Consider the following 25,256-nt stretch of genomic DNA (forward strand, 5'->3'; position numbering starts at 1 on the left):
GGCATGACACATCTCCGGGCTCCGTTCGGCAGGTGGGATCCCGCATCGCTGAGCGAGGTTGTCGCGAGGTTCTCCGGCTTGGGGTCCTGCTGGTGGGTGGCTGGGGGATGCGCGATCGAGCTCGCGGTGGGCCGCCGGATCCGGAGCCATGGGGACATCGATGTCCTGCTGCTGCGGCGTGACCAGCTGATGGCCCAGCAGGCTCTGTCGGGCTGGCAATGGTGGGCCGCCGATCCGCCGGGAACCCTGCGTCCGTGGGCCTCGGACGAGGTCCTGTCCCCGGGGGTTCATGACATCTGGTGCCGAGCCGGGGCCGACGATTGCTGGCGCATCCAGATCATGATCGACGAGTCCCGCGGCCAGGAGTGGGTGTCGCGGCGTGACCCCCGGGTGCGTAGGCCGATCAGCACGCTGGGGATGACCTCGGCCGACGGCATCCCGTTCCTCGCTCCGGACGTGCAGCTCTACTACAAGGCCAAGACACCTCGGCCCAAGGACGAAGCGGACTTCGACGCCGCCCTGCCCGTGCTCACGGATCAGCGGCGACGCTGGCTCGTCGACGCGATCTCCAAGACGTACGGACCTCACCCCTGGATCGAGCGCCTACAGGCGTAACCACCGAGTGCGCGAAGCGAGTCGCGCAGGGCGCCGCCCCGGGCCCCGTCAGCCGCGCCTCTTCGGCGTCCCGGCCCGCAAGCCGTCGACGAGCAGGTCGAGCATCCGCCCCGCCTGCCCGCGGTCGTCGGTCGCGAGGAAGATCCCCACCAGGGTGCTGACGACGTCGTCGGGGCGCACGTCTGCCCGGAGCGTGCCCTCCCGCGCCCCGGCGGCGATCAGCGCGCCGACGGCGCCGTTGATGTTCGCTCGGGCGCTGGCGGAGGCAGCCGTGCCCTCCGCGGTGATCGCCTTGAGCGTCTCGGCCATGCCGCGCTTGGTGGTGATGAAGTCGGCGTAGTGGTCCATCCACGTGCGCAGCGCGGTGACGGGCTCGTGCTCGGCGAGCAGCGGCTCCACGCGGGAGCACAACTGCGCGCGCTCGGCGCGGTAGACCGCCTCGATCAGCGCCTCACGGGTCGGGTAGTGCCGGTAGAGCGTGCCGATCCCGACACCGGCCTCGCGGGCGACGGCCTCCAGGGTCGGCGTCTGCCCGGCGGCGAAGGCGGCGCGGGCCACCTTGAGGAGACGGTCCCGGTTGCGCTGGGCGTCGGCCCGCAGGCGTGGTTCACGGTCGGCAGCGGTCATGAAGCGGAGGCACCTCCGATTGTGCTACGTTGCGGAGGATCCTCCGCTTAGCTGTGAGCCTACCGTCCCACGGGAGCCCCACCATGACCACCACCCGCGCCAGTTCGGGCGCACGCCCCCACCCCGGCGGGCTCACGTCCCTCGCCGGGCGTCCCGTCGCCCGCATCGGCTACGGCGCGATGCAGCTCGAACACGGTGCCGACGAACCCGCCCTCGCCGTGCTGCGTCGGGCCGTCGAACTGGGCGTCGACCACATCGACACCGCCGAGTTCTACGGAGCGGGCCGCGTCAACGCGCACATCCGAGCCGCCCTGCACCCCTACCCCGAGCACCTGGTGCTGGCCGGCAAGGTCGGCGCCACCAGCGACCCGGGCGGCCAGTACGGGCTGCGTCCGGCGCAAAAGCCCGCCGAGCTGCGCACCGAGCTGGAGGCGAACCTGCGCACGCTGGGCGCCGAGCGCCTCGACGTGGTCAACATCTACCCGATGCACCGGACGCCAGGGATCCCCGCCGACCAGCGAGTCGACTTCGACGACCAGCTCGCCGAGCTGATCGCCCTGCGCGACGCCGGACTGCTCGGCGGAATCGGCCTCAGCCACGTCGACGCCGACCAGCTACGGCACGCCCTGCCGGCCGGCGTGGTCTGCGTGCAGAACGCCTACAGCCTCGTCGACCGTTCGTCCGAGCCCGTGCTCGACCTCTGCCGCGAACACGGCATCGCCTGGGTGCCGTACTTCCCGCTCGGGTCGGGCTTCCCGGAACTGCCGAAGGTCGCCGACCAGCCTGCCGTACGGGAGGTGGCGACGCGGCTGGGCGCCACCCCGTCCCAGGTCGGGCTGGCATGGGTGCTCGCCCGGGGGCCGCGGACGCTTCTCATCCCCGGCACCCGCAGCATCGACCACCTCGAGGAGAACCTCGCTGCCGGCGACGTCGTGCTCGACGAGGAGGCGTTGGAGGCGCTGGCCGCGCTGGAGGGATAGCCCGCGCCGCCAGCGCCCCTCGCGGCCACCGTCCGCCGCGACACCCCACCACCGAGGGAAGGCCGCGTCGGTCCTCTCACCAACGCCGACTCGACCGGCGGCGCTCGGGCTCAATGGCCGCGCTTGCGTTCCTTGCGCTTCGCGCGGGCGATGGCGTACTTGCGCTCGGACTCGGCTTGCTTTCGCTGCCTGGTCTCCTCGGTGCTACGTGATGTGCGCTGTTCCAGTTCCTGTCGGAGCGCTTCCTGGGAGGCGGTGCCGCGCGACCCCTGGGCGATCCGGGCCGCCTCCTTGGCGGCGAGCGTCATGGCACGTTTGGGGTTCGGACGTACCCCGCGCCGGGTTTCCGCCGGGACCGGCGGATTGGCGTGCGCGCGCTCCAGCAGCGCCGTGCCGTAACGCAGCAGGAACTGGTACAGCTCGGCGTCGGTCGGCTCGCTACCGGAGCCGCATGCGCAACCGCCGTCACAAAGGGGGCGCATGCCTTGGCCGGGGGCCGAAATCCCGGCGGTTCCCAGGCTCCCTGGGGGTGAGATACCCCAAGCGGGGCAGTTGGCCGTTGCCCGGTATGTCGGTGCGGGTCCGGTCCGGACAGCCGTGACGGCCCGCCAGATGTGCCGGCGAGCCGTCACGAGCGTTCGAGGTTTAGTACCAGCGGTACAGGAACCACTTGTACTTGCCGTCGTTGCCCTTTCCGTAGGAGCACGTGTAGGTGCCGCCGAGAGCGTCTCCCTCGGTGAGGCAGGCTGCCTTGGTCCAGTAGGCGCGGTAGAAGTGCCAGCTGGCCGGAACAGCGTTCGTCTTGTCCGCCGAGAGCTGCGGTGATGCCGTGGCATCGGCTGCCTGGGCCGTCACGGCCGTGCCTCCGAGGGCGAGCGCACCCCCCAGGGCCAGGCTTGCCAGTGCACGTCGCATGCGCATGATGGTCCCCTTCGATCTGCGGTGGTTGAGACTGGCCGGGTGTCGAACACGCCGGCGCGTGATGCCCAATCTCTCCATCAGCGGGCCGCTTCTCGACGAGATTCGATCTGGACCGAACCACGGCATTTCCAGAAGAATCAGCCGAGACCGTTCCGTATGCGGCCTGGGGGGACTGTGGTCTACCGTCTTCACTTCACGCTCGAGGATCTGGCGCGGACACGAGTGGCGCAGCCCCCGCCGCTGATGGAACTGGGCGCCGCGGTGCGCAACCTACAGACCCGCAGCCGCCCGTTACGCTTCCAGGCCTGGAAGCGGGCCGCTCTCACCCGTCTGGACCCCAAGGCGCGCATGGTCCTCGACCTGGTCCCGCCCGGCGGCTGGGCGCCCACGTTTCTCACCTCCGCCGGCATCGGCGACCCACAGGAGTTACTGGAGCAGGTGCGGGCCACACCCCGTTCCCAGATCCGCAAGGATCTGGCCCACGTGGCGGAGTGGCAGCCACTCCCGCCGTGGGCGCACCGTCTGACAGACGATTCCGACCTGCTACGGCAGCTGTGCGACAGCCTGGACCACGTCTACGAAGTGCTGCTGTCCCCTAACTGGGCACACATCGCGGGGGAAGCCGCGGCAGATCGAGGGAGACGGGTGCGGCAGGTGCTCGCCGGCGGTATGGATCACTTGCTCGCCTCGCTCCACCCGGGGCGCATCCGCTGGAATCCACCCGTCCTCGAAATAGCGATGGCCTCAGGTTTCGACGGCGACCTGCACCTCGACGGACGCGGCCTGATGCTTGTCCCCTCGGTCTTCGGGGCAGGGGCACCAGCCATCGACATCGACGCTGAGCCACAGCCCGTGCTGCGCTACGCCATCAGCCACGATCAGCCCTCGGGCCCACGCTCCCTGTCCGTCTTGCCGGCTCACTCGGCCCCGCCCGGAGCCCGATCGCCGTTGGCCCTGCTTCTCGGCCAGACCAGGGCCGCCGTCCTCCACACCATCGCCGAGCACCCCGGCTGCTCCACCAAGGAACTCGCGGCCCTCGTCGGCATCGCGCCTCCCAGCGCCAGCGAGCACGCGACCACGCTGCGCGCAGCTCAGCTGATCCGTACCGATCGGCACCGCAACACGGCACTGCACAGCCCCACCACCCTCGGTATCACCCTCCTCAACACCCCACCCGGCACGGCTCAGCCCTGACGCCCGGAAAGTCCCGGACCACGGGCGGGGCACGCGGCGGGGCGGGACGGAGAACCCTTGATTTACCTATCGAAATTCGATAGATTCCCATCGCAATTCGATGGGAGGATGGGGTATGGGACAGCTGGCAGTGCGTGCGCTTCGCGCCGTGCTCGTGGTGGTGCTGGCCGGCACCGTGTTCGTGCAGGCATTGATGGTGTGGGTGTTGGCCAGCGGGAGCGATCCGGAGGACGGGTCGCTCCCGCTGACCCCGCTGCGCGTGATCACGATCCTGGGCATGGGCTCGGCCCAGGTCGCCCTGGTCAGCGTGTGGCGGCTGGTGACGATGGTGCGACGCGGAACCGTGTTCTCCCACGCCGCCTTCCGGTACGTGGACGCCGTGATCGGCGCGATCGTGGCGGCTGCCCTCCTGTGGTTCGCGGTCACGGCCCTCAACGCACCGGGGCAGCGGGACGATCCGGGAGTCACCGTCATCATGGGTGGGGTTGGCGTGGCCATCCTGGGGGTCGCGCTCATCGTGTTCGTGCTGCGGATGCTGCTCGCCCAGGCCGTCGCGCGCGACGCCGAAGCGTCGCAGATGCAGGCCGAGTTGGACGAGGTGATCTGATGCCGATCGTCGTCGACATCGACGTGATGCTGGCCAGGCGGAAGATGTCCGTGGGCGACCTCGCGGACCGCGTGGGGATCACGCCCGCCAACCTGGCGGTACTCAAGAACGGCCGTGCCAAGGCGGTGCGTTTCGCGACGCTCGCCGCGCTCTGCGAGGTGCTCACGTGCCAGCCGGGCGACCTGCTGCGCTGGGAGGCCGAGGACGCCGCGGGCGAATGACGCCCCCGGGTGGGCGTGAGAACGCCCGGCACCACCGGTGCGCGACACGGCAGCGCTGGAGCCGCGCTCCTTCGTCATCGACTCGACGACGGTTTGGGCCTCGAGGTATTGATCAGGTGCGGACCACGATCTTTCCCCGCGTGTGTCCGCGCTCGGCGTATGCGTGCGCTTCCGCGATCCGTTCGATGGGATAGGTCCGCTCGATACGCGGTGTGTAGCGGCCGCGCCGGCCGAGTTCGCCCGCTTCGGCGAGGAGCGTGGAGTCGTTCTCCGCATTGGCCAGACGCACGCCCAGGCGCTGCGCGTTGGTGTGGTCGGCGATCGTCGACACGCGAGCGGGGTCGCCCACGATCGCGATGAGATCGGCCAGGGACCCGGAGGCCGCGGTGTCGAGCACGATGTCGACACCGCCCGGAGCCAGGGTGGCGAGGCGCTCCGCGAGTCCGCTGCCATAGGTGGTGGGAACGGCTCCGAGAGAGGTGAGGAACTCGTGGTTGCGCTCGCTGGCCGTCCCGATCACGGTGGCGCCCTGAGCCACCGCGATCTCGACCGCGGCACTGCCCACGCCTCCGGCGGCGCCCTCGACGAGCAGGGTGCGCCCCCGCAGGGGACCCAGCGCCTTCAGCCCGCCCATCGCGGTCACCGATGCCAGACCGGCACCGGCGGCCTCCTCGTCGGTCCACCTGGTGGGCGCGTGGGCCCAGGCCGAGAGCACGGCCAGCTCCGCTGTCGCGCCGGTGACGCCGCCCAGCCCGAAGACACGGTCGCCGATCCGCACCCCCCGCACACCCTCGCCGGTCTCGTCGACCACGCCGACGGCATCACGCCCAGGAATCGCGGGCAGGTCCACGGGGAACACCTCGCGCACCGCACCGGAACGCACCTTCCAGTCGACGGGATTGACGCCGGCCGCCGCGACCCGGATGCGGATCTCGCCGGGCCCGGGATGCGGATCCGGCACCTGCTCGACCACGAGGGTCTCCACACCGCCGTACTCGTGATATCGGACTGCGCGCATGAAGTTTCGCCTTTCCACGCGGCCTGACCCGGCCGTGCGTGAGATCAGTGGGGTCAATGTTCGGCGAACGCCGACGCCCACCACGCTAAAAGCTGACGTAGGCGTCAGGTGCAAGTCGGGTGGGCCGCCCGAATGGAGGGGGACGGGTGCGCGCGGTGTCTGGGCTGCTTCCCTCCCGGTTCGGAGGCGTGACCACGCCGGCGCCTGTCAGCCGTCCTTCGTCCGCCGCTGTGTGCGGTGGCGGACCGGGGCGGACGGCGCTGGGATTGGTGTCATGACGGGCGGTCGGTCTCCTGCGGTCCGATGCCTGTGCCTACCAGGCGCGACGCCCGCTCCCTCGAGCGTCCCCCCATTCGGAGGAACCCCTCATGTTCGGAGGAACCCCTCATGCAAGCCATCACCGTCCACGACCGTGACGCCGGTGCCAGGGGCCTGGCCCTCCCCGAGCTGCCCCACCCGCGCGCCGCCGAGAACGACGTGATCGTGGAGGTCCATGCCGCCGGGTTCACCCCGTTGGTCAGGTGCTCTGGGGGCGGCCGAAGAGTAGGTCGTAGCCGGCGGGGAGCTGGAGCAGGATCTGCCCCATCAGGTCCTCGCCTGCTGTGTCGGCGACGATGGACAGCACGGCGCTGACGTCCCAGGTCGCGGTCTGCTCGGTGGCGCCCTCGATCCAGGCGGCGGTCGCGCGGACGAACCGCTCGGGGGACAGCGGCTCGGCGCTCTGTAGCGGGTTGAGCAGGATCTGGGCGAAGCCCTCCGGCAGGCGTGCCGCGAGCTGGGCGCGGACCTCGCCCACCAGGTGTGCGCCGAGCAGGGCGAGCACCACGCGGGCCGCACGCTCGGCTTCCTCCGCAGTGCCGTATTCGCCGCGTTCCTTCACGCGTTCGAGGAACGCTTCGCGTCGCAAGGTCATCGGTCGCCGCCCCTTTGTGTTGTCGGGCTGTCCGGGGGGTGCGGAGGGCGGGGTGAGGGGGGATTCGGGTGTCCGCCCTCCGTACCCGTTCGGTTGGTGTCAGCCGGAGATTTCCTTGTGGCTGGATCCGGCGCCGATGGAGATCTTGCGGGGCTTGGCGCGTTCGGCGATCGGGATGCGCAGGGTGAGTACGCCCGTGTCGAGGTCGGCCTGGATGTGCTCGGCGTCGAGGGTGTCGGCGAGGACGATCTGGCGGGAGAAGACCCCCAGTGGCCGCTCGGACAGCTCCATCTGGACGCCGTCGGTCTTCGCCACCGGCCGCCGTTCGGCCTTGACGGTGAGCATGTTCCGCTCGACGTCGATGTCGATCGCGTCCGGGGCGACGCCTGGGAGGTCGAAGGCCACCACGTACTCGTCGCCGTCGCGGTAGGCGTCCATCGGCATCGCCGAGGGGCGGGACCAGGTGCCCGGGCCCATCAGCTGCTGCGCCAGCCGGTCCAGGTCACGGAAGGGGTCAGTGCGCATCAACATCGTGAAAACACCTCCAGCGGGTTCAGGCAGTTGCTGCCAATGCGCCTCACTGGCACCGTTGTATCATGTCGTCCAATGGATGACAAACACGATGTCGTCTATGCGATGACAAGGAGAGGGAGGTGTCACCGTCCCCACCGGCCACCGCAACCAGTGACGGGCCGCTCCTGGTAGCTACCGGCGACATCTACGTCAGTCGCCGGCCCCAGCGACGAGCATCACGCGCCCGAACGGGCCCGTGCGTGCGCGGCTGCGGGGCGAATCCGGCGCGGCGGCCAGGCAGGTCCCGGTCACGGCCGACGCCCGCCTCGACGGCACATGGAAAGCCACGTAACCGGCCGCCCCGCGTGGCTACTTCGCACCGTGGGTCAGCCGCCCTCCCGCACCGCGCACCACGGCAATCGGAACGTGCAGCTGAGAGACCGGGACCCACGGGGCACTGGCGGACGCAGAGCGATCGAAAAGGGCTTGCGGACGGGGTGGCGCTTGGCTAGACCTTACGGCGGAACCCCCACCACGAGAATGAGGGGCCACGACAGAGAGAGGAGGGGTAAGCCCATGATGCCCATGATCATCGCGCTTGGCTCCTCCCGGGGTGCGGACCACATCTGACCTCGGAGCGGGCAGGCGCCTTCACCGGAGCGTGCTTGACTGTGAAACAGAGCGATCTGACCATGCGTCCGATCACCGGACGCGAAGAACTCGTCCTCTTCTCGCAACTGCCTTACGCCCTCAACGAGGAACTGGCGGACGACCTTGCCGCCGGCCGCCGACGTCCGGAATGGATGTGGGTCGCCCTTCGCGGCGAGCGCCTGCTGGCCAGGGTCGCATGGTGGGGTCGGGCCGGAGACGACGCACCATTCCTGTTGGATATTTTCGACATCGACGGCAGCGGCGCGGATCGCGATCGCGTGGACATCGGCGTGCGGCTGCTGCGGACTGCCACGGCCGCGGTGGTCCGAGCCGACGCCCGTCCACCCGAGTACAACCGAACCGTCCCACCCGATTGGCGCAAGGGCGGAGCGACCAGGCGCATCGTTGAGGACCGCATGCTCGCCCTGGAACGGACCGGCGCCCGCCCGCTCGTCGAACGGCTGCTTCTGGAGTGGCGTCCCGGGACGCCGCTCCCCGAACCGAAGGGGCGTTTGGCGTTCCGGCCGGTCCGCGACACCGAGGAAATCCTCGCCCTGATGACCAGGGTCCTGGACGGAACGCTGGACGCGCACAGTAGGGACGACCTGACCCGGATGTCCCCCCGCGAAGCGGCGGCCAGACACTACGAGGAGGAACTCGCGCACTTCCGGAGCCCGCAGGACTGGTGGCGGATCGCGACACTGCCGGACGGTGAGCCCGTGGGGTTCGTCACCCCGGCTCGCAACGACTACAACCCCGTCATCGGCTACCTCGCCGTACTCCCCGAGCATCGGGGCAACGGCTACATCGACGAGATCCTCGCCGAAGGCACCCGGATCCTCAGCACGCGTGATGTCCCCCGCATCCGGGCAGCCACGGACCTCGGCAACACCCCCATGGCGAACGCTTTCCAGCGCATCGGGTACGTCAACTTCGCACGCCGGATCTGCATGACCTGGAGCTGACCGAGGGCGCGGGCCGCCCCGTAGCGGCGGCCCCGCCACTCGCCCGCGATCAACGGGACGCCGCGACGCCTGGCGCGTCGACGCTGGTTCTCGGCCGGGCTCAGGTGACGCAGAAGCCCTGGAAGCCGGCGATCCCGCGGGTACCGGTCCAGCCGTTGGCGGCGGTCATGAAGACCCCTATGTCCTGAGTCCCCGCAACGCCACCCGGCGTGGCGGTGCCGACGACTGTCCATGACACGCCGTCAGCGCTGCACTCGCCGGTATAGGTGGCACCAGAGCGCGTCAGCCGCAGATGCGCCGGGGCGGTCAGGGACCCGGCCAGTTCGATCGAGTCGAATGTGCCGTTGCCGTCGGCGTCCCAGGACAGTGCGCATCCGTTGGAAGGAGTCACCGCCAGATTGACGTACCCGGCTGAGCCGCCGCCGTCCGAGGAGAGATCGTTACGGGCGATCAGCCCGGCGCGGGCCCAGCCGCCCGTGCTGTCCTGCGAGGTGACCTTGACCATGGCGACCGACCCGGAACCGAAGGCGGCGACCCGGTGGATCGTGCCGAACTCGTTGACGCCACCCCAGAGATCGGCGCCTCCGCCCTCTATGGCGAGTCCGTCCCCCGACTGGCCGAAGACGGCGTCGTTGGAGGAAGCGGTCCGGTACGGCGCTCGTACGTCGGTGCCCGCCATCAGACGGACCGCCGCCGAGGCCGAACCCCGCGACCCGGCGGTCCGGTAGGACGCGCCCACCGGCACCCTGGACACCAGCGCACCGGGGGTCGCGGTGAGGGTCACCCGGAAGCTCGCCGAGAAGGTCTCGCCCGGGACGACGGATGCCGCGGTGGTGGTGCCGACCGGCTCGGCGGCCATCCCCTTCGGCGCGTCGACCGACAGGCTCACATCCGTCGCGGGCCCGAACCCGTTGCGGTTGGTGAACGATACGGTGACCGTGACCGGGCGGCCCTCGGCCACCGCCCCCCGGTCGGCGGACGCGGTCAGCGCCACCTGGTGGGGAGCCGCGGTCAGGGTGTCGCGCACCTGCCGGGCCAGCTTGTGGATGTCGCCCGATGTCCGCACCGGGTGGCTGTCGTGCTGGTGCGCCCAGCGGTCCTCCAGCGCGAACCAGTCGATCTCGGCCGGCTGCCGGTCGGCCGCGAGCGCCGCGGAGAGCTCGTCGAAGTATGTTTTCCAGCGGAGGTGATAGAGGCCGCCGACCAGGCCGGACCACTCCCGGTTGGCATAGTCGTGCAGCCCTTCCGCACTGCTCGCCCGGCCGCCCCAGGTGGTGATGATCGATCGCGCGTCGTACTCCAGCCGGTCCTTCTCCGCCTTGGTGGCGCCCCAGGAACGGGCGTCGGCCAGCCACCGTCCGAGCAGGTGCTGGCCGCTGGTGGCCAGCACCTTGTCCATCAGCTTCATCCAGCTGAGCCAGGTGGTGGTGAGCCGGTCGAAGCGGCCGCGGTCACCGTCCTCGTACGCCGCCTTGATCTGGGGCAGCAGCACCCGGCTGCGGTTGGACAGGACCTGACGGGCCACGTCGGCCAGGTCGTACGCGTAGGCCGAGCTGTCGCGCAGTCGCGGCGACACCTGGAGCAGTTCGGTGAGCGCCGTGTCGAAGGCCGTGGTGTCGTAGCGGTCGGCCTCCGGGCCCCATGCGGCGGCCTTGTTGGCGCTCAGGCTCGGCCGGGCGCCGAACAGCCCGTCGGGCGCCTCGCTCCACGTGTCCGCGCGGGTCATGCCGTACGCGGTGTCGCGGATGGTCCGCCACGCCGCGATGGCGTGCGGATCAGCGCCGCCGTAGCGGGACGTGGCGTACGCGGTGAACCACTCGTCCAGGTCGATGGTGCCCGGAGTCCAGGCGAGATCGGTGAGCAGGGCGAGCGCTGCCGGGTTGTTGTCGGCGCCCTCGGGCATCGCCGCTATGCCGGCGAGCGCGCTGCCGTCCTTGTCCCGCCACTTCGGATACCACTCCACCCAGTCGGGAGCGTTGGCACCGATCGGGGTGTGACCGCCGAAGTTCCAGATGCTGCCGAAGGCGTACGGGGTGCCGTCCCAGTCGTTCTCCCGGTCGGTGACGGTGGTGTAGCGGTCGGACAGGCCGTCCACGATGAACATCCGGCTCTTGTCGACACCGTCGAGCAGTGCCCTGGACGGGTTGGACTGCCAGCCCAGGATCGCCCAGATCGCGCCCGGGTGAGCTTTCCGGAGCGCCGCTCCGACGGCTCCCGCGGCCTCGCCCACCGGGACGTCGCCGGGGTTGCCGCCCTCGTGGAGCAGGTCCATCTTGTACATCGTGCTGTCGCCGAAGCGTTGTGACTGGGCCCGGTAGAACACGGCGGCCACCTCCTCGAAGGCCGCGGTGCGCGGGTCGAGCCAGTCGGGCCGCTTGAAGGCGCCCCAGGTGCCCTGCGCGACGACCGCCGCGTCGCCGCCGTTCTTCGCGACGAAGTCGTCGGGCACCGTGCCGAAGTAACCGGGCAGCACCGGCGTCATGCCCAGTTCCCGCACCCGGTCGGTGATCTTCCGGGCGAGATCGGCGCGCCTCTCGAGCAGCCGCTTGGACACCGGACCGCCGAACCCCGACATGTTCTGTAGCAGCCACCACGGCTGATGGGCCGGTGCCGGTATCCACGCGCACAGTTCGGCGTCGGAGTAGCCGAACTGGCGGAAGGTGTCGTAGTAGACGGCGTCGCCGCCGGTGTAGACCAGCACCCTGTTGATGCCGTGCAGCGCGAGCACGTCCAGCTCGCGCTCCCACGCGCCCCAGTCGCGGTAGGGGCCGGTGTAGCCGTCGTTGGTGTCGTTGAGGGCGAACCGGTGCGGTACGTTCGCCGATCCGGCGATCTCCCCGTCGGGGGCGGGCAGCAGCCGCGGCAGGTTCAGTTGTTCGCCGTTCCAGGAGATGTCGGCCTGCGCCGCCCGCGCGAGATAGGCGTTGAGGCCGGTGAGCAGTACCGCCGGGCCGGTGCCCGCCACGGTGATTGTCCCGGCCCGGCCGGTGACCCGGAACCGGTCGGCGCCGCCGGCGGCCAGCGCGCGCAGCGTCACCTGCCGGTGGTGGTTGGGCAGCAGCCGTCGCAGCGCGGCGGCGGCCGGTGCGGTGTCGAACGGCCGGGCGCTGCCGTCCGCGGCGGCCGCCGGGGCGGCCTGCGGCAGGGTCGGCAGCAGTGCGCCGCCCACGGCGGCCGCACCGGTCAGCACTCGTCTACGGCTGACGCCTTCATTGCCTCGCATGAGCTTCCTTTCCCTGTGGCACACGCTGTCAGGCGACCGTCATGGCGAAGATGTGCAGAGCCGGGACACCGGACTCCAGGCCGTCGCCGACCTTCGGCAGCACGACGGCACGCACCTCCTTGTCCCGCAGCTCGACGCCGAACACGTAGAGGCTGATCGGGGTGTCGTCCCGGCCCGTGGAGATGTGGCGGTACGGCACCACCACCGCGGCTGAGTCGTTCGCCCCGTACCAGTCCGGGACGGCGACGGAGAACGCCTGCCGCGTGCCGTCGGCGTAGACGAGGGCTCCCTCGCCCTTGCCCTCGCCCCAGGTGCTGGTGCCGAGGAAGGCCAGCCGGGAGCCCGAGCCGGACAGCAGCACGGTCTGCCCGGAGGCGACGACGTTGTCCTTGTTCCCCGGCCGGGTGTCCGGCCAGGTGAAGGCCGTCCCGTCGTACGTCACCACCGCCCCCGGTGTCAGCCCGACCGAGGCCAGTGCCTGAGCGGACAGGCTGGACCGCGATCCGTCGATGTCGGCGACCGTGAGGGCGTCGTCGGAGGCGATGCCCGCGTTGTCGAAGGCGCCGGCGAGCGACCGGTTCGGCAGCCGCACCGACGAGGTGGCGCGGGCGCAGTCGGAGCCGTCGTGGTGGATGTCGAAGAGCGCGTGGGCGGTGAACGAGACGAGGCCCTCGGCGTCGTCGGCGAGCCGGGTCCGCCAGCTGCGGGTGGCCGTGGCATCGGGCGCCAGGCTGCCCAGACGGGACGGCCGCCCGGTGCCGTCCACGGCGAGGTAGAGCACCGTGTCACGCAGCGCGATCCGGGCGGTGTTGGTGATGGTGGCGGTCAGCGTCACCGCCGAGCCCGGCTCCGGACGTGGCGGCGACACGGTCAGCGAGACGGGCGGGCCGAGGAAGTCCTCCTCGGGCCGGCAGGGCCGACTGCTCGGGCCGCCGTTCACGTCGCCTCCACCCTGAAGTGATCGAATACCGCCTGGACGGTTGTGCCGGGGTAGTTGAGGTTGACCGCGCTGGCGACGACACCGGCGTCCCCCGTGGCGCTCGCCGAGGGCACGGTCGCGGTGCCGATCTCGTCCCACTTGAGTGGGTTACTGGTGGCGTACGCGGTGTACGTGGTGCCGGAACGCACCAGGCGCAGCCAGGCGGGATGGTACGAGGCGCCGCCACCGGCCCAGGTGTCCAGGCGCCCGTCACCGTCGCTGTCCGTCACGAACTCCAGCCCGTACCGCTTCGACATGGTCAGCACGGCATAGCCGCCCGCCTCCGGCGCGGTCAGGTCGTTGGCCATGGCCAGTCCGTACTTGGCGGAGGGATTGTCGCTGCCGGTCAGGCTGATCGCCTCGACCTGCACCACGCAGGACTCGGCGGCGACGCCGGGAAGATAGACGCTGCCCTTCTCGTCCGTGCCGCCTGACAGGTCCCGGCCACCCGACCAGATCACCAATTGGGTGCCGTACTGGCCGTACTCGGCATCGTCGGTGGTGGCATGCGTCAGATACGGCTCCCGCACGCCGTTGGCCTCATACGGGATGGTGAACGTCTTGGCGGACCGGGCGCAGTCGGCGCTGTGCCCGGAGACGTCGAAAACCACGTGAGCGGTGAACGACACCTCCCCCGCCACACCGGCGGGCATCTGAGTCCGCCAACCGCGGCTCACCTTCGCGCCGGGCCGCAGGTCGCCGAGGGCGATGCTCCGCGTGGCCGTCGTCGCCCCGGGATCGATCAGGTAGAGGACGGCGTCGCGGAGCGGGAACGGGCAGTCATTGGTGAGGACCGTCGTGGCCGTCACCGCGTCGCCACCGGCCGGGTCCGCCGGTTCGGTGGTGACGGAGAGCGTGGGCCCGCGGGTGTCCAGTTCCGTTCCGGTAGGTCGTCCGGTCATCAGGCTCGCCCCCGGTCCCAGTCGACGGTGAAGGTGTTGGCGATGTCGCTGGGGAGACTGGACGGGACGGTGATGTGGATCTTCCCGTTCCGGCGGGTCCATCGCACCGGTCCGCCGTGGCCGAGCAGCCGGATCCGCGAGGTGGCGCTTATGGGTATGTCGGCCGGCACCGAGAGAGTCCCTCGGGGGGCGCCCAGCACGATGATGTGGAACTTGCCGGGAGTGACCGTGTACCGAATGCCGAGTGGGCTGCCCTCCTCCTCCGCCCGCACCCACGGCGCCGACCCGTAGACCGCCGGGCCGTTGATGTCCAGCCAGGCACCGATGTCGCGCAGCCGCTGCCGCATGATGGCGGGGATGGTGCCGTCAGGCTTGGGGCCGATGTTCAGCAGCAGGTTGCCGTTCTTACTGACCACGTCGGCGAGCAGGTGGATCAGGAACTCGGAGGTCTTGTAGTCCTCGTCCAGCTCGTGCTTGTTGTAGCCCCAGGAGTACCCCATGGTGATGCAGCACTCCCACTTCTGCGGGTCCATCGTGGGGTTGGTGCGCTGCTCGTACGTCGCGAAGTCGAAGTGGGTGTCGAACCGGTCGTTGACCACGACCCCCTTGGGCCGTGCTCGGTTCTTGGCCTGGTTGTAGTAATGGGCCATGGGCTCTTCGCTGCGCCAGGGCGGTTCCCCGGTGGGCCGGAACCACTGGCCGTCCGCCCACAGCAGTTCCGGGTCGTACCGGTCGATGATCTCGTAGAGCTGCTTCAGCTCGTAGTCGCCGACGTAGTCCTCGACCGGCTCGTAGCCGACCATCGGGATTTCCTCGCCGGTGTAGAAGTTCCTCATCGGCCGACCGATCGCCGGGTTGAAGAACTCGCCGAGCGAGTAGTAGAGACCCGGCCGTACGGTGCCGCGTCCGCGGGCGGCGGTCATCAGCTCACCGACCAGGTCGCGCTTGGGGCCGTACTTCACCGCGTGCCGGTCGGTGACCTCGCTGGGGTAGAGGGCGAAGCCGTCGTGGTGCTTGCTGGTCAGCGCGAAGTACTGCGCGCCCGCCTGCTCGAAGAGCTTCACCCAGGAGTCCGGGTCGAAGTTCTCGGCCGTGAACTGCGGGATGAAGTCGTCGTAGACGAAGTCCTGGCCGTAGGTGTCGCGGTGGTATTTCCACTCGGCGGTGTCCTTGAAGCTCTGGTACCACAGATACCACTCGGCGGCGTTCTGCCGTCCCGTGCCACCGGGTACCGAATAGACGCCCCAGTGGATGAAGACGCCGAACTTGGCGTCCTTGTACCAGCGCGGCACCGGGTGGGTGTCCAGCGACGCCTTGGTGGGCTCATAGTCGGGGCGCGTCCTGCGGCCGAGGGCTCGGGCGATCCCCGGTGGGCCGAGCAGCACGGCCCCGCCGAGGGCGGTCGCGGTGGTCAGGAGATTTCGGCGGCTGATTGCCATGAGTGCCTCTCATGTCCGTAGAGCTGCGCCCAGGAGTTCCACAGCGGGGTGGCGTATTGCTCGTAGCGGGTGTCGGAACGCTCGGGTTTTGCCGACCAGCGCGAGGTGGTCGCGGTACACCTCGGCCGGGGTGTTCTCGACGAACACGGTGGATGCGGCGATCCGGTCCGGGTCGTGATGGTGATCGGTCCCGACGTGGCGGCCGCCGCCGTGTCCTCGCCGAGCAGTGGGGTGGCCGTGATCAGCGCCACCAAGCCGCGGCGCACCGCTTGTCCGCGTCCACGCATCAGACGCCTGCCTTGCAGGTGACCTTGGCATCGGCCCAGTCCGCGTGGTCGAGGGCGTTGCCGTCCCCGGCGTCCGAGACGACGAGTTCGAGCCGCCGGGCCCCGGTGACGTCCACGTCGATCGCCTTGGTCCCGGTGTCGCGGTTCACCGTCCCGCTGTCGTAGACCGTCACTCCGTCGGCGATGACGCTGTAGACGACGGTGGCTGGACCGTCCGACCGGCCGTATGTCTCCTGATCCAGGCCCAGCGCGGCGGTGAATGCCGTACAGGTGCCGCCGAGCCACACGCGCGCCGAGCCGGCCGCGTGCATGCCGAGCCCCTTGGTGTAGGTGACGTCGTGCAGTCGCAACGGCTGTCCGTCGCCCTCGGCGTTCTCGCCGTTGGACTGGTCGCGTTCGACCGGGCCCCAGCCGTTGCTCGACGACTGGAAGGGCAGATCGCTGATGTAGTGCTCGCCCGCGGCGAGCGGTGGCGGCTGGGCCGCGAGCATCTCCTCGCCGGTCACCGAACCGGCGGCGAAGCGTGCCGTGGCGCGCAAGACCGCGACGGTGTCGGTCTTCTGGTCGTCCGGCACGGTGACCGTCCAGGTCACGTCGGCCGACCGGCCGGGCCTCAGGGTGCCGAGTTCGACCGGGTTGTTCGGAGTCGCGCGCCAGCCGTCGGGGAGGTCGAGCATGAGGGACGAGTCGCGCAGCGGGCGGCCGTCGCGCGGTACCGAGACCGCGGCGGTGATCCGGTAGTCGCCGCCCGGCTCGATGGTGTCCGGGGCGTCGACGGTCACCCGGGCCGGCACCACCGGCGCCTTGTAGTCGGCGGCGTCGTAGGCCGGGGAGGCCACGTCACCGACCCGCAGCGAGGTGGTGACATTGCCCAGGGTCGTCAGGCTCACCTTTCCGAGTCCGCCGCTCTTGGCGTCCTCGCTCCACGAGGCGATGGCGATGGTGTTCCTGCCGTCAGCGCGGAGAATGCCGGCCGGGATGGGGAAGGTGTGCTGGGGGCCGGTGTCGTTGATGTACTGGCCCATCAGCCAGCCGTTGACGTAGAGCAGCGCGCGGTAGTCGCGGTCGGGGTCGTCCGTGATCGTGACACCGACGGAGACGTCCTGGCCCTCCGGCAGCCGGGGGTTGAAGGTGGTGCGGTACCAGGCGATGCCGGGCTTGGTGTCACTGACCGGCAGCTTGGCGTCGTTCCAGGAGCGGTCCGGATAGCCGGGCAGTGTCCAGCCGGACCTCTCCCCGTACAGACCGCCGTTGTTCATGTGCCCGCGCACGGTGTCGACGGGCTTCTCACCGCCCCGGGCCCCCTGGACGCGCCAGGTGATCTGCGCGTCGGAGCCGGAGAGGTACGCCTCGGTCAGACCGCGCGGCTGCTTGTGGTCGTCGCTGTTCCAGGTGAAGTCCTCGTTGTGGCCCATGGTGCCGACGAGGACGGAGATGACGTTGTCCGCGCCCTTCTCGAGCAGGCCATCGGGGAGGGCGAAGGTGTGGCGGCCGGTCTCGCTGGTGCCAGCGAACCGGCCGTTGATCCACACCGAGTAGGCACCGACCGCCTTCGAGGAGGTGTCCGGATTGGTGGCCAGAGCGGACAGGGAGAGGGATTTCTCGGCGCCGGTGGCCTTGAAGTGGCCTCGGTACCAGACGTAGCCGTAGTGGTAGCCGTACTCGTCCTGGTACAGGACGGGCAGGGTGCCCGGCTTGGTGGGGTTGGCCGTGGTCAGCCTGTCGGCGTAGGTCCACGAGGAGTCGTCGAAGGCCGGGGCGGCCTCGGGGCTTTCGGCGGACGTCTTCCAGCCGGTCAGTTCGGGCAGGGTGGCCTTGCGGGGGCCGGGGATCTCGCCGAGCAGACTGCCTGAGGAGGTGCGCTCGGTGGCCACCTTGCCGCCGTTCCAGGTGACGGCCCGTAGGCCGGGGGCGGCGAACACCTCCAGTGGGCCGGGCTCGGCCGCGTCACCGGTGAGGGCGAGGGTGGAGCCGTGGACGGCGGCCGTGCGGACCAGTTCGGTGCCGCGGACGAGAGTCGTGCCGTCCGGCCGCCAGAAATCGGCCGCCTGCCCGTCGGTACCCAGGAGCAGCAGCAGGTCGGGGCGGCCACCGCCGTGGACGAGGACCCGGGCCAGGCCCTTGTGGTCGTAGTCCAGCCGTAGGTCGCCGCGTTGGGCGTCCCAGGTGCTCTTGGCTGCACCGTCGAGAACTGTGACGTCCGGCTTCGAGGCGTACCGCAACACCGTCTGCCCGGGGTCGCCCGCGCCGCCGTACAGCACGGCCACATCCCGCGCGCCGGCCTTCGTACTGGTCATCAGCTCGCTGGTGGAGTACACGAGCCGCTGGCCGCCCAGGTCGTAACCGGCGACGAGGATCTTGCCGGTCTGCCCCTTCAGCCGCATGCTCACCGGATAGGTGCCGTCCGGGGTCTTCCAGTCGAAGGTGGTGGTGGCATCGGCGTCGGCCATGGGGTCCGTGTGGCGCGCGTACAGGAACTGCGTCTTCGTGTCCGGGTTGGCGCGGGCTTCGATGTGCACGGCGTCGTTGGACGAGGCGGGCGCGTCGGCCGGGTCGGTCGCGGTGAGCGGGGCGGTGGTGGTGTAGAAGAGGCCCTGCCGCTTCATCTCGTCGTAGTCGGCGCCGGTCTGGCGCGGCTCGCTGATGGGTGCGCCGTAGTCGTAGGAGGTGTAGACCTGGCGCGGGTCGGCGAGCCAGCCCCAGTTGGTGCCGCCGTAGGTCATATAGAGGTTCTCGATCGTCGTGCCCTGCATGACCTCGTGCTTGTTGACGATCTTCTGGTAGGCCGGGCCCATCTTCTCCCGGCACTTCTCGTAGCCCGTGTCGCCCCAGGTCTGGAACCAGCCGGTGCCCGCCTCGAAGATCGCCAGCGGTGCGTCGTCCTGTTGCCGTTTGAGGGCGGGCAGCCACCACTCGCCCTTGCAGAAGGTGTTGTACTGGTCCAGCTCGCCGACGAAGTCCAGGCCGTCACCGCCCGTGTACTGCGGCATCGGCTCGTTGCCGACGAGGGGGACGGTGATGCCGTCGGCCCGCACCTGCTTGCTCAGCTCGACGATGTAGTCCCGGCCTTCCGGGTCGTACAGCTCGTTCTCGACCTGGTAGAGCAGCACGGGTCCGGTGCCGTCGGTGACCTGGCGGCGGGCGAGGATGCGGTCGATCTCCCGGAGCCATTCGCGGGCGGCCGAAAGGTATTCGGGGTCGGTCGACCGGGCCTGTCCCTTCTGGGGCATCAGCCAGCCGGGGAAGCCTCCGCCGTCGGTCTCGGCGTTGATGTACGGCCCGGGGCGGGCGATCACATAGAGCCCGGCCTCCTCGGCCATGTCGAGGAGCTTGTCGACGTCACGGACACCGGTGAAGTCGTAGCGGCCCTTCGCGGGGGAGTGGTAGCCCCAGTCGAAGTAGACCGAGACGGCGTTCATACCGCTCGCCCTGATCTTGTGGAGCACATCGCGCCACAGGTCCGGGCTGGGGAGCCGCCAGTAGTGGAACTCCCCTGACCAGACGAAGAGCCGCTCGCCGTCAACCTTGACGGAGTACTTGTCGTAACTGACCGTGTGCGTCGTGGCCTTGGCGGCCGCAGCGGTCCGGACGGTGGCGTGGGCGGGCACCGCCGTGGTCAGGATGGCGAGCAGCACGGCGGCCAGCGTCCCGGCCAGTGCGGTACGCGGGTGTCCAACGCGTGCGACTTTCACGAGGTGCCTCCCGTACAGGTCAGCTTGGCGCCGGCCCAGTCGGCGTGGTCGGTGGAGACATCGCCGTTCCCGTCGACCAGCAGGTCCAGCCATCGGGCGCCGGTCACGTCCACGTCGATGTTGGTGCCGCCGTCAGAGCCGTGCACCACCGGGCTGGTGGTGAGGGAGCGGCCGTCGGCGATCACCTGGAAGGAGACGCTGCCGTTGTCGCCGACCTCGTCGTCCACCCCGGCGGTGGCGGTGAGGCGGGTGCAGCCACCGCCGAGATAGACCCGGATCCGGCTGTTCGCGTGCACGCCGAGTCCCTTGTCGTAGGTGGTGCCGCCGATGGAGAGCTTCCGCCCGTCGCCCGCGGCGGACTCCCCATTGGAGGCGTCCTTCTCCACAGGACCCCAGCCGTTGACCGCCTTGACCAGGGTCAGGTCGCTCACATAGGCGTCGGCGGAGAGCCCCGGCGGCGGCACTTGCACGGCCCGTACCCCGGTGACGGTGCCCGGACGGCCGGTTTGTGTGAGCGTGGCGGTCGCGGACAGGACGGCGTAGTGGACCGGGTCACCCGGCGGGGTGACGGTGTAATCCGCGGTCACGGTGTCGCCGGGCCGCACCCGGTCGAAACGGGTGCTGTCGTCGGTGGTCGCCGTCCAGCCACCCGGTACCTCCAGTGCCAGCTCGACGTTCCGGGCGGTCGGCGCGTCCTTCGGCACGTGGAGGGTGACGGGGACCTTGGCGGCGGTGCCGGTGCTCAGGAACGGCTCGGCGTCGACGGCGACCTGAGCGCCCGAGTCCGGCATGGCGTACGTCTTGGCGTCGTACGAGGGGGCGGCCACCGTACCGGCCTTGGTCCCGCCCGCCGAGGCACCGAGGTCGACGAGCTCGGCCGAGCCGGGGCCCGCGTCCTCGCCGGTGGACCAGACGGCCAGGGCGATGGTGTTGTTGCCCTTCTCGCGCAGGATGCCCTTCGGGATGACGAAGCGTGCCTGCGGCCCGGTGTCCGGCAGGTAGCGCCCGATCAGCCAGCCGTTGACGAAGATCTGGGCGCGGTAGTCGGTGCCGCTGCCCTCCGCTTGGGCCAGGTCCAGCGCGAGCGCGGTGTCCTGGCCCCGCGGCAGGTCGAGCCGGGCGGAGGTGCGGTACCAGCGCACGCCGGCCCCGGTTTCCCCGGTCTGCCGGGAGAGGGTGGTGCTCTCCCATCTGCCGTCGGGGTATCCCGGCAGCGACCAGCCCGCCCGCTCCCCGTACAGTCCGCCGTTGTTGTACGGGCCCCGCGCGGTGTCGACCGGGTTCTCGCCGCCCCGGCTGCCCTGGATCTTCCAGGTGAGGGTGGTGGCTCCGCCGATCACCTCGGCGCCGAGCAGGCCGCGCGGTTCCTTGGAGTAGTCGTGGCCCCATTCCTCGTTGTGGCCCGCGTTCTCGACGAGCACGGAGAGGACGTTGTCGCCTTTCGCCTTGAGCGCGCCCGCCGGGATGTCGAAGGTGTGCGCGCCGTTGCCGGAGCTGCCGAGGTAGCGGCCGCCCAACCAGACCGCGTACTGGCCGGTGGGGCCGGTCTTGGCGTCGAGTGCGAGCGCGGTCGGCTTGCCTGTGGTCCTGAACCGGCCGCGGTACCAGACGTCGCCGTGGTGGAAGCCGTACTCGTCCATTGCGAGGACCGGCAGCGACCCCGCCAGCTCCGGGTTGTCGGCGGTGAGGTGGTCGGCGATGGTCCAGGCGGAGTCGTCGAAGCCCGGGGCGGACTCCGGCGCCTCCTCCTTGTACTTCCACGTCCTCAGGGCGGGCAGCCGGACGGGGCGCGGCGCCTGGGTGACGGCGGTCTCGCGGCCGTTCCAGGTCACCTTGGTGGTGTCCGCGATGACCTCGATCCTCGCGGCCTTGGCGGAGTCGCCGGTCAGTTTCAGGGTGCTACCCGCCAATTCGGCGGTACGGACGAGGGACGGGCCACGCACGAGGACCGGGCCCGCCGCGGTGTCCTGTCGCCACCAGTGGGCAGTCTCGGCGGTGTCGGCGATCAGCAGTTCGAGGCCGTTCACCAGCACCCGGGCCAGCCCCTTGTGCGTGTAGTTCAGCCGCAGGTCACCGCGTTCGGCGTCCCAGGCGGAGGTGATATCGCCGTCGAGGGCGGTGACCTTCGGGCGCTTCGCGTAGCGCAGTACGGTCTCGCCGGCCTCACCCTCACGCCCGTAGAGCAGCGCCACGTCCCGGTCGCCGACGCGCGCGTGTGTCATGATCTCCGAGGTGGAGTACACGAGCCGCTGGTCACCCAGGTCATAGCCGGCGACGAGGAGTTTGGCGTCCCGGCCGTCGACGGTGATCGCGCCCTGTTGCGGTACGCGCGGGTAGCCGCCGTCCTTCCCCGAGAGGGACAGGGTGGTCTCGTCCCTGTCCTTCACCCGGGTGTCGGCGTGCCGGATCGTGAAGAACTGGGTGCCGTCGTCGGGGTTGACCCGCCGGTCCACACGCAGCGCCTCATCGGAAGGGGCGGGCGCCTCGGCCCTGTCGGTCCGCGCCAGCGAGCGGACCGCATTGACGAAGTACCCGAGACGCTTGAATTCCTGGTATTTATCGGTCAGTTGTCGGGACTCATTGATCGGGGCCCCGTAGTCGTACGACGTGTACACCGCGTTCGGATCGGCGAGCCAGCCCCAGTTCGTACCCCCGTACGTCATGTAGAAGGACTGGCCGCTCACCCCGGCGGCGATGTTCATCTTGCTGAACACCCGGGTGAAGTCGGCCCCGGTGAGTTGCGCGCAATCCTGGTATCCGGTGCCGCCCCAGGGGTCGAAGGCGCCGCCCTGCGCCTCGGGGATGATCAGGGGAGACTCGGGCTTCCACTCATTGACGTAGGAGTAGTCGGGCAGATTCTTCCAGGTGTCGGGATCCTTGCAGTCGAAGCCCTGTGGGTAGGCGTCGAAGCCATAGATGTCCGGAGCACCCTTGCCGCTCACCCAGTTCCTGTTGGCGCCGCCGTCGTTGAGATAGGTCGGGACGTCGATACCGTCCTGGCGCGCCCAGTCGATGAGCGTCTGCATGTAGTCGGCGTCCTGGCGGCCGCCCTGGTACTCGTTCTCGACCTGGTAGAGGATCACCGTGCCGGTGCCCCGGGTGAGCTGGTGCCGGGCGATGACCCGGTTGATTCTGCTCATCCACTCCCGGGCCGCCTCCAGGTACTCCGGCTCGGAGGTGCGGTTCACGCCCGCTTGGGTCTTGCGCCAGGCCGGCATGCCGCCACCGGAGACCTCGGCGTTGATGTACGGGCCGGGGCGGGCGATCACATACAGACCGGCGCGCTCGGCCTCGTCCAGCAGCCGCTCGACGTCACGGATGCCGGTGAAGTCGTAACTGCCCGGCTTGGCCGAGTGGTAACCCCAGTCGAAGTACAGCGAGACCGCGTTGAACCCGCCCGCCTTGATCTTCTGAAGGACGTCCCGCCATGCGTCGGGGCTGGGCAGCCGGAAGTAGTGGAACTCGGCGCCCCAGATGTACAGGGGCTCACCGTCGACCTTCACGGAGTACTGGTCGTAGGTGACCGTGTGCGCCTGCGCCCGCGGCTTCGCCTGGGCGGGTGGCGCGGCGCCCGGGCCCGTCAGGGGAATGACGGCCAGCAGCGCGGCGAGCAGCAGACAGCTCCAGCGCCGTCTCATGATGTCAGCCCCTTCACCACGGCCGCCCGCGCGGTCTCGATGTCGGTGACGTCCTTCGTACGGCCGTCGAGGTTCCGGGTCGCCGTGGCGAGGGCCTCTGCCAGGGCGTCGCTGTCGGCGCCGTCGGCCTCCTTCTCCCTCAGCTGGGCGATGAGCTCGTAATCCTCGATGCCCTCCTTCAACTGCTCCCAGCGGATGCTGGACATCGGCCCGTCCTCGCCGGGGTAGACCAGGTATTCGTCGCCCTGGGTGAAGATGTGCACCGGCTGCTTGAAGGGGTCGCTGGTCCAGCTGTTGTACGACCAGCGCAGAAAGCCATCGAGGTTCCGCTGGGCGGAGATCCACGGCAGCATGCGCGACTCCACGGCGGGGGAGTACGACAGGGTGTTCGGGTGAGCGGGTGATCCGTAGACGTAGAAGGTGGTGATCTTTCCGGCCGCGCGCCGCTCCGCCACCTTCTCCTTGGTCATCGCGTCGATGCCGCCCCAGTCGACGGACAGGTTTGACGCGACGCCCTCCGTGCTGATCGACCCGGCGACGGAGATACGGTCGTCGAAGACCGGCGCGACCTCGTGGACGAAGTCCTTGACGACCGTCATGGTGCTGAGGGGGCGTTCATCGAAGGACAGCCAGGTGTCCTTGAGCCAGCCCTTCGCTCTCAGATGCTTTTCGAAGGCGGGCAGAAACGCTCCCCACGCCTGCCGCCAGCGGTCCCCGCCCAGATCGACGTTCTCATATACGGTCCTGCCGGTACGGGTGTCCGTGTAGGTGAGGTGCTCCTCATCCTGGAACGCCAGCATGGAGAAGGCGCCGATGTCGGGTCCGAGCCCGGCGCCTCTGGCGGTCCGGACGTACTTGTCCCAGCGGCTGAAGTCGAAGGAGAACGCCTTTCCGTTCCAGGTCCAGCCCACCATGCTGGTGTAGGGCGTGGCGGTCTGCGACTCCCGGGCGCCCAGCGACCACTGGTGGTGCCAGGGGTTGTCGACGATGGTGGTGTTGATGACCTTCTGGCCCCGGGACGCCAGGTCGCGGCCGTAGGACTCGATCAGCTTCCAGTGCTTGTCGGACCAGCGCTTCACACCGTGTGCCCGCGCGATGGTCTCCGGCTGCGCCCATACGTCGAGGAAGAAGCGGTAGTCGTCGGAGTCGGGCGCGCTCGCGTCCTCGACCTCGATGGTCAGCGGGTAAGTGGCCTGGGTACGGCCGTCGGCGTCGACCTTCACGGTGCCCCGGTAGGTACCGGGCCTGGCCTTCTCGGGCACATGGAAGGTGAACCACAGCGGCTGCGCCGCGTACGCGGGCACGTCTACGGAGGGCCGCTCTTCGAGGGGGTCGCCGACCACATCGGGGTTGCGGTCGCCGGAGACCTCCTTACCGGAGCTGACCTGGTCGATGGTGGCGGACCAGTCGCCCTCGCTCTTGGAACGCTGCACAGGGACGTACTTCACGAACCGGACCTGGGTGTCGTCTCCGGACAGCTTCGCCCCGCCGGGCCCGGTGAGATCGCCGACCACGGCCTTGACATTGCCCAGGTCGTGGCCGGACGCGATCGCCAACTGCGCCGAGACCTGCTCGTTGCGCACGGCGGAGAGCGCCAACTCCTTGGTGTCCTTGCCCTTGATCGGGGTCATCGGATAGCGCGGCACCCGCTCCTCCGCCGAGCTGGCGAAGGATCCGGTGGGCACCCAGGTGATGGTGTCCCTGGTGCCCATGGCGTCGGCGACCTTCACGGTCAGCCAGGTGGTGGTGGCCCTGGAATCGGGGCCGGTGTCGGTGTTCGCGCCGGTGATGGCGATCGCGGTGGTGCTCGCGGCCACCACGACACCCGCGACCAAGCCGGCGAGGAGCGAGGACATTCGTGCCATCGGTCG

Annotated in this window: 19 protein-coding genes; 6 read left to right on the plus strand and 13 right to left on the minus strand. The window is 69.9% G+C overall.

Annotated features, from left to right (window positions below; translation table 11 throughout):
• Positions 1-3 precede the first annotated feature (3 nt).
• A complete protein-coding gene (locus tag ABD329_RS02075; RefSeq protein ID WP_198277344.1) occupies positions 4-615 on the plus strand; it encodes a nucleotidyltransferase domain-containing protein in 612 nt (203 codons plus the stop codon).
• Between the two features lie 48 nt (positions 616-663).
• On the opposite strand, the gene ABD329_RS02080 is transcribed toward ABD329_RS02075, so the two are convergent.
• Positions 664-1,242 carry a TetR/AcrR family transcriptional regulator gene (locus tag ABD329_RS02080; protein WP_198277343.1) on the minus strand — a complete coding sequence of 193 codons (579 nt, stop codon included), beginning with the start codon at positions 1,240-1,242 and terminating at the stop codon, positions 664-666.
• A gap of 83 nt (positions 1,243-1,325) precedes the next feature.
• Between ABD329_RS02080 and ABD329_RS02085 the strand changes: the two genes are divergently transcribed.
• Complete coding sequence (locus ABD329_RS02085; protein WP_198277342.1) at positions 1,326-2,222, plus strand: aldo/keto reductase; 897 nt, start codon at positions 1,326-1,328, stop codon at positions 2,220-2,222.
• A gap of 110 nt (positions 2,223-2,332) precedes the next feature.
• Here ABD329_RS02085 and ABD329_RS02090 read toward each other — a convergent pair whose 3' ends face one another.
• Positions 2,333-2,704 carry a YjdF family protein gene (locus ABD329_RS02090; RefSeq protein ID WP_198277341.1) on the minus strand — a complete coding sequence of 124 codons (372 nt, stop codon included), beginning with the start codon at positions 2,702-2,704 and terminating at the stop codon, positions 2,333-2,335.
• Positions 2,705-2,867: 163 nt separating this feature from the next.
• Positions 2,868-3,137, minus strand: coding sequence for a hypothetical protein (locus tag ABD329_RS02095; protein WP_198277340.1), 270 nt, complete (start codon positions 3,135-3,137; stop codon positions 2,868-2,870).
• A gap of 180 nt (positions 3,138-3,317) precedes the next feature.
• Here ABD329_RS02095 and ABD329_RS02100 point away from each other — a divergent pair, with 180 nt between their 5' ends.
• From ABD329_RS02100 to ABD329_RS02110, 3 genes are all read left to right on the plus strand, one after another.
• On the plus strand, positions 3,318-4,337 hold the full coding sequence (locus ABD329_RS02100) for a winged helix-turn-helix domain-containing protein (RefSeq protein WP_198277339.1): 1,020 nt from the start codon (positions 3,318-3,320) through the stop codon (positions 4,335-4,337).
• 115 nt (positions 4,338-4,452) lie between these two features.
• Positions 4,453-4,944: a DUF2975 domain-containing protein gene (locus tag ABD329_RS02105; protein WP_198277338.1), complete on the plus strand. Its 492-nt coding sequence runs from the start codon at positions 4,453-4,455 to the stop codon at positions 4,942-4,944.
• Positions 4,944-5,165, plus strand: a complete 222-nt coding sequence (locus ABD329_RS02110) for a helix-turn-helix domain-containing protein (RefSeq protein ID WP_198277337.1) — start codon at positions 4,944-4,946, stop codon at positions 5,163-5,165. The genes ABD329_RS02105 and ABD329_RS02110 overlap by 1 nt, the downstream gene beginning before the upstream one ends.
• A gap of 112 nt (positions 5,166-5,277) precedes the next feature.
• Here the strand turns inward: ABD329_RS02110 and ABD329_RS02115 are convergent, their stop codons facing one another.
• The 3 genes from ABD329_RS02115 to ABD329_RS02130 form a co-directional block, all read right to left on the minus strand.
• Positions 5,278-6,183 (minus strand): NADP-dependent oxidoreductase, encoded by a 906-nt coding sequence (locus ABD329_RS02115; RefSeq protein WP_198277336.1) that lies wholly within the window; start codon positions 6,181-6,183, stop codon positions 5,278-5,280.
• A gap of 517 nt (positions 6,184-6,700) precedes the next feature.
• Positions 6,701-7,096, minus strand: coding sequence for a DUF2267 domain-containing protein (locus ABD329_RS02125; RefSeq protein WP_198282624.1), 396 nt, complete (start codon positions 7,094-7,096; stop codon positions 6,701-6,703).
• Between the two features lie 99 nt (positions 7,097-7,195).
• Positions 7,196-7,627 (minus strand): Hsp20/alpha crystallin family protein, encoded by a 432-nt coding sequence (locus ABD329_RS02130; protein ID WP_344315822.1) that lies wholly within the window; start codon positions 7,625-7,627, stop codon positions 7,196-7,198.
• Positions 7,628-8,301: 674 nt separating this feature from the next.
• Between ABD329_RS02130 and ABD329_RS02135 the strand changes: the two genes are divergently transcribed.
• Positions 8,302-9,225 (plus strand): GNAT family N-acetyltransferase, encoded by a 924-nt coding sequence (locus ABD329_RS02135; RefSeq protein WP_344315823.1) that lies wholly within the window; start codon positions 8,302-8,304, stop codon positions 9,223-9,225.
• A gap of 100 nt (positions 9,226-9,325) precedes the next feature.
• On the opposite strand, the gene ABD329_RS02140 is transcribed toward ABD329_RS02135, so the two are convergent.
• From ABD329_RS02140 to ABD329_RS02170, 7 genes are all read right to left on the minus strand, one after another.
• Positions 9,326-12,448, minus strand: coding sequence for an alpha-N-acetylglucosaminidase (locus ABD329_RS02140; protein ID WP_344315824.1), 3,123 nt, complete (start codon positions 12,446-12,448; stop codon positions 9,326-9,328).
• A 28-nt stretch (positions 12,449-12,476) separates the two neighbouring features.
• Positions 12,477-13,388 carry a beta-glucosidase gene (locus ABD329_RS02145; RefSeq protein WP_344315825.1) on the minus strand — a complete coding sequence of 304 codons (912 nt, stop codon included), beginning with the start codon at positions 13,386-13,388 and terminating at the stop codon, positions 12,477-12,479.
• Complete coding sequence (locus ABD329_RS02150) at positions 13,385-14,329, minus strand: hypothetical protein (protein WP_344315826.1); 945 nt, start codon at positions 14,327-14,329, stop codon at positions 13,385-13,387. Before ABD329_RS02150 ends, ABD329_RS02145 begins: the two co-directional genes overlap by 4 nt.
• A complete protein-coding gene (locus tag ABD329_RS02155) occupies positions 14,329-15,768 on the minus strand; it encodes an alpha-L-fucosidase (RefSeq protein ID WP_344315828.1) in 1,440 nt (479 codons plus the stop codon). Before ABD329_RS02155 ends, ABD329_RS02150 begins: the two co-directional genes overlap by 1 nt.
• Positions 15,769-16,054: 286 nt before the next feature.
• On the minus strand, positions 16,055-19,747 hold the full coding sequence (locus tag ABD329_RS02160) for a beta-galactosidase (RefSeq protein ID WP_344315829.1): 3,693 nt from the start codon (positions 19,745-19,747) through the stop codon (positions 16,055-16,057).
• Positions 19,744-23,385, minus strand: a complete 3,642-nt coding sequence (locus tag ABD329_RS02165) for a beta-galactosidase (protein WP_344315830.1) — start codon at positions 23,383-23,385, stop codon at positions 19,744-19,746. The genes ABD329_RS02160 and ABD329_RS02165 overlap by 4 nt, the downstream gene beginning before the upstream one ends.
• Positions 23,382-25,250 (minus strand): DUF4091 domain-containing protein, encoded by a 1,869-nt coding sequence (locus tag ABD329_RS02170; protein WP_344315831.1) that lies wholly within the window; start codon positions 25,248-25,250, stop codon positions 23,382-23,384. The genes ABD329_RS02165 and ABD329_RS02170 overlap by 4 nt, the downstream gene beginning before the upstream one ends.
• Positions 25,251-25,256: the final 6 nt, after the last annotated feature.

The sequence above is a fragment of the Streptomyces javensis genome (assembly GCF_039525925.1).
GTDB lineage: Bacteria > Actinomycetota > Actinomycetes > Streptomycetales > Streptomycetaceae > Streptomyces > Streptomyces asiaticus.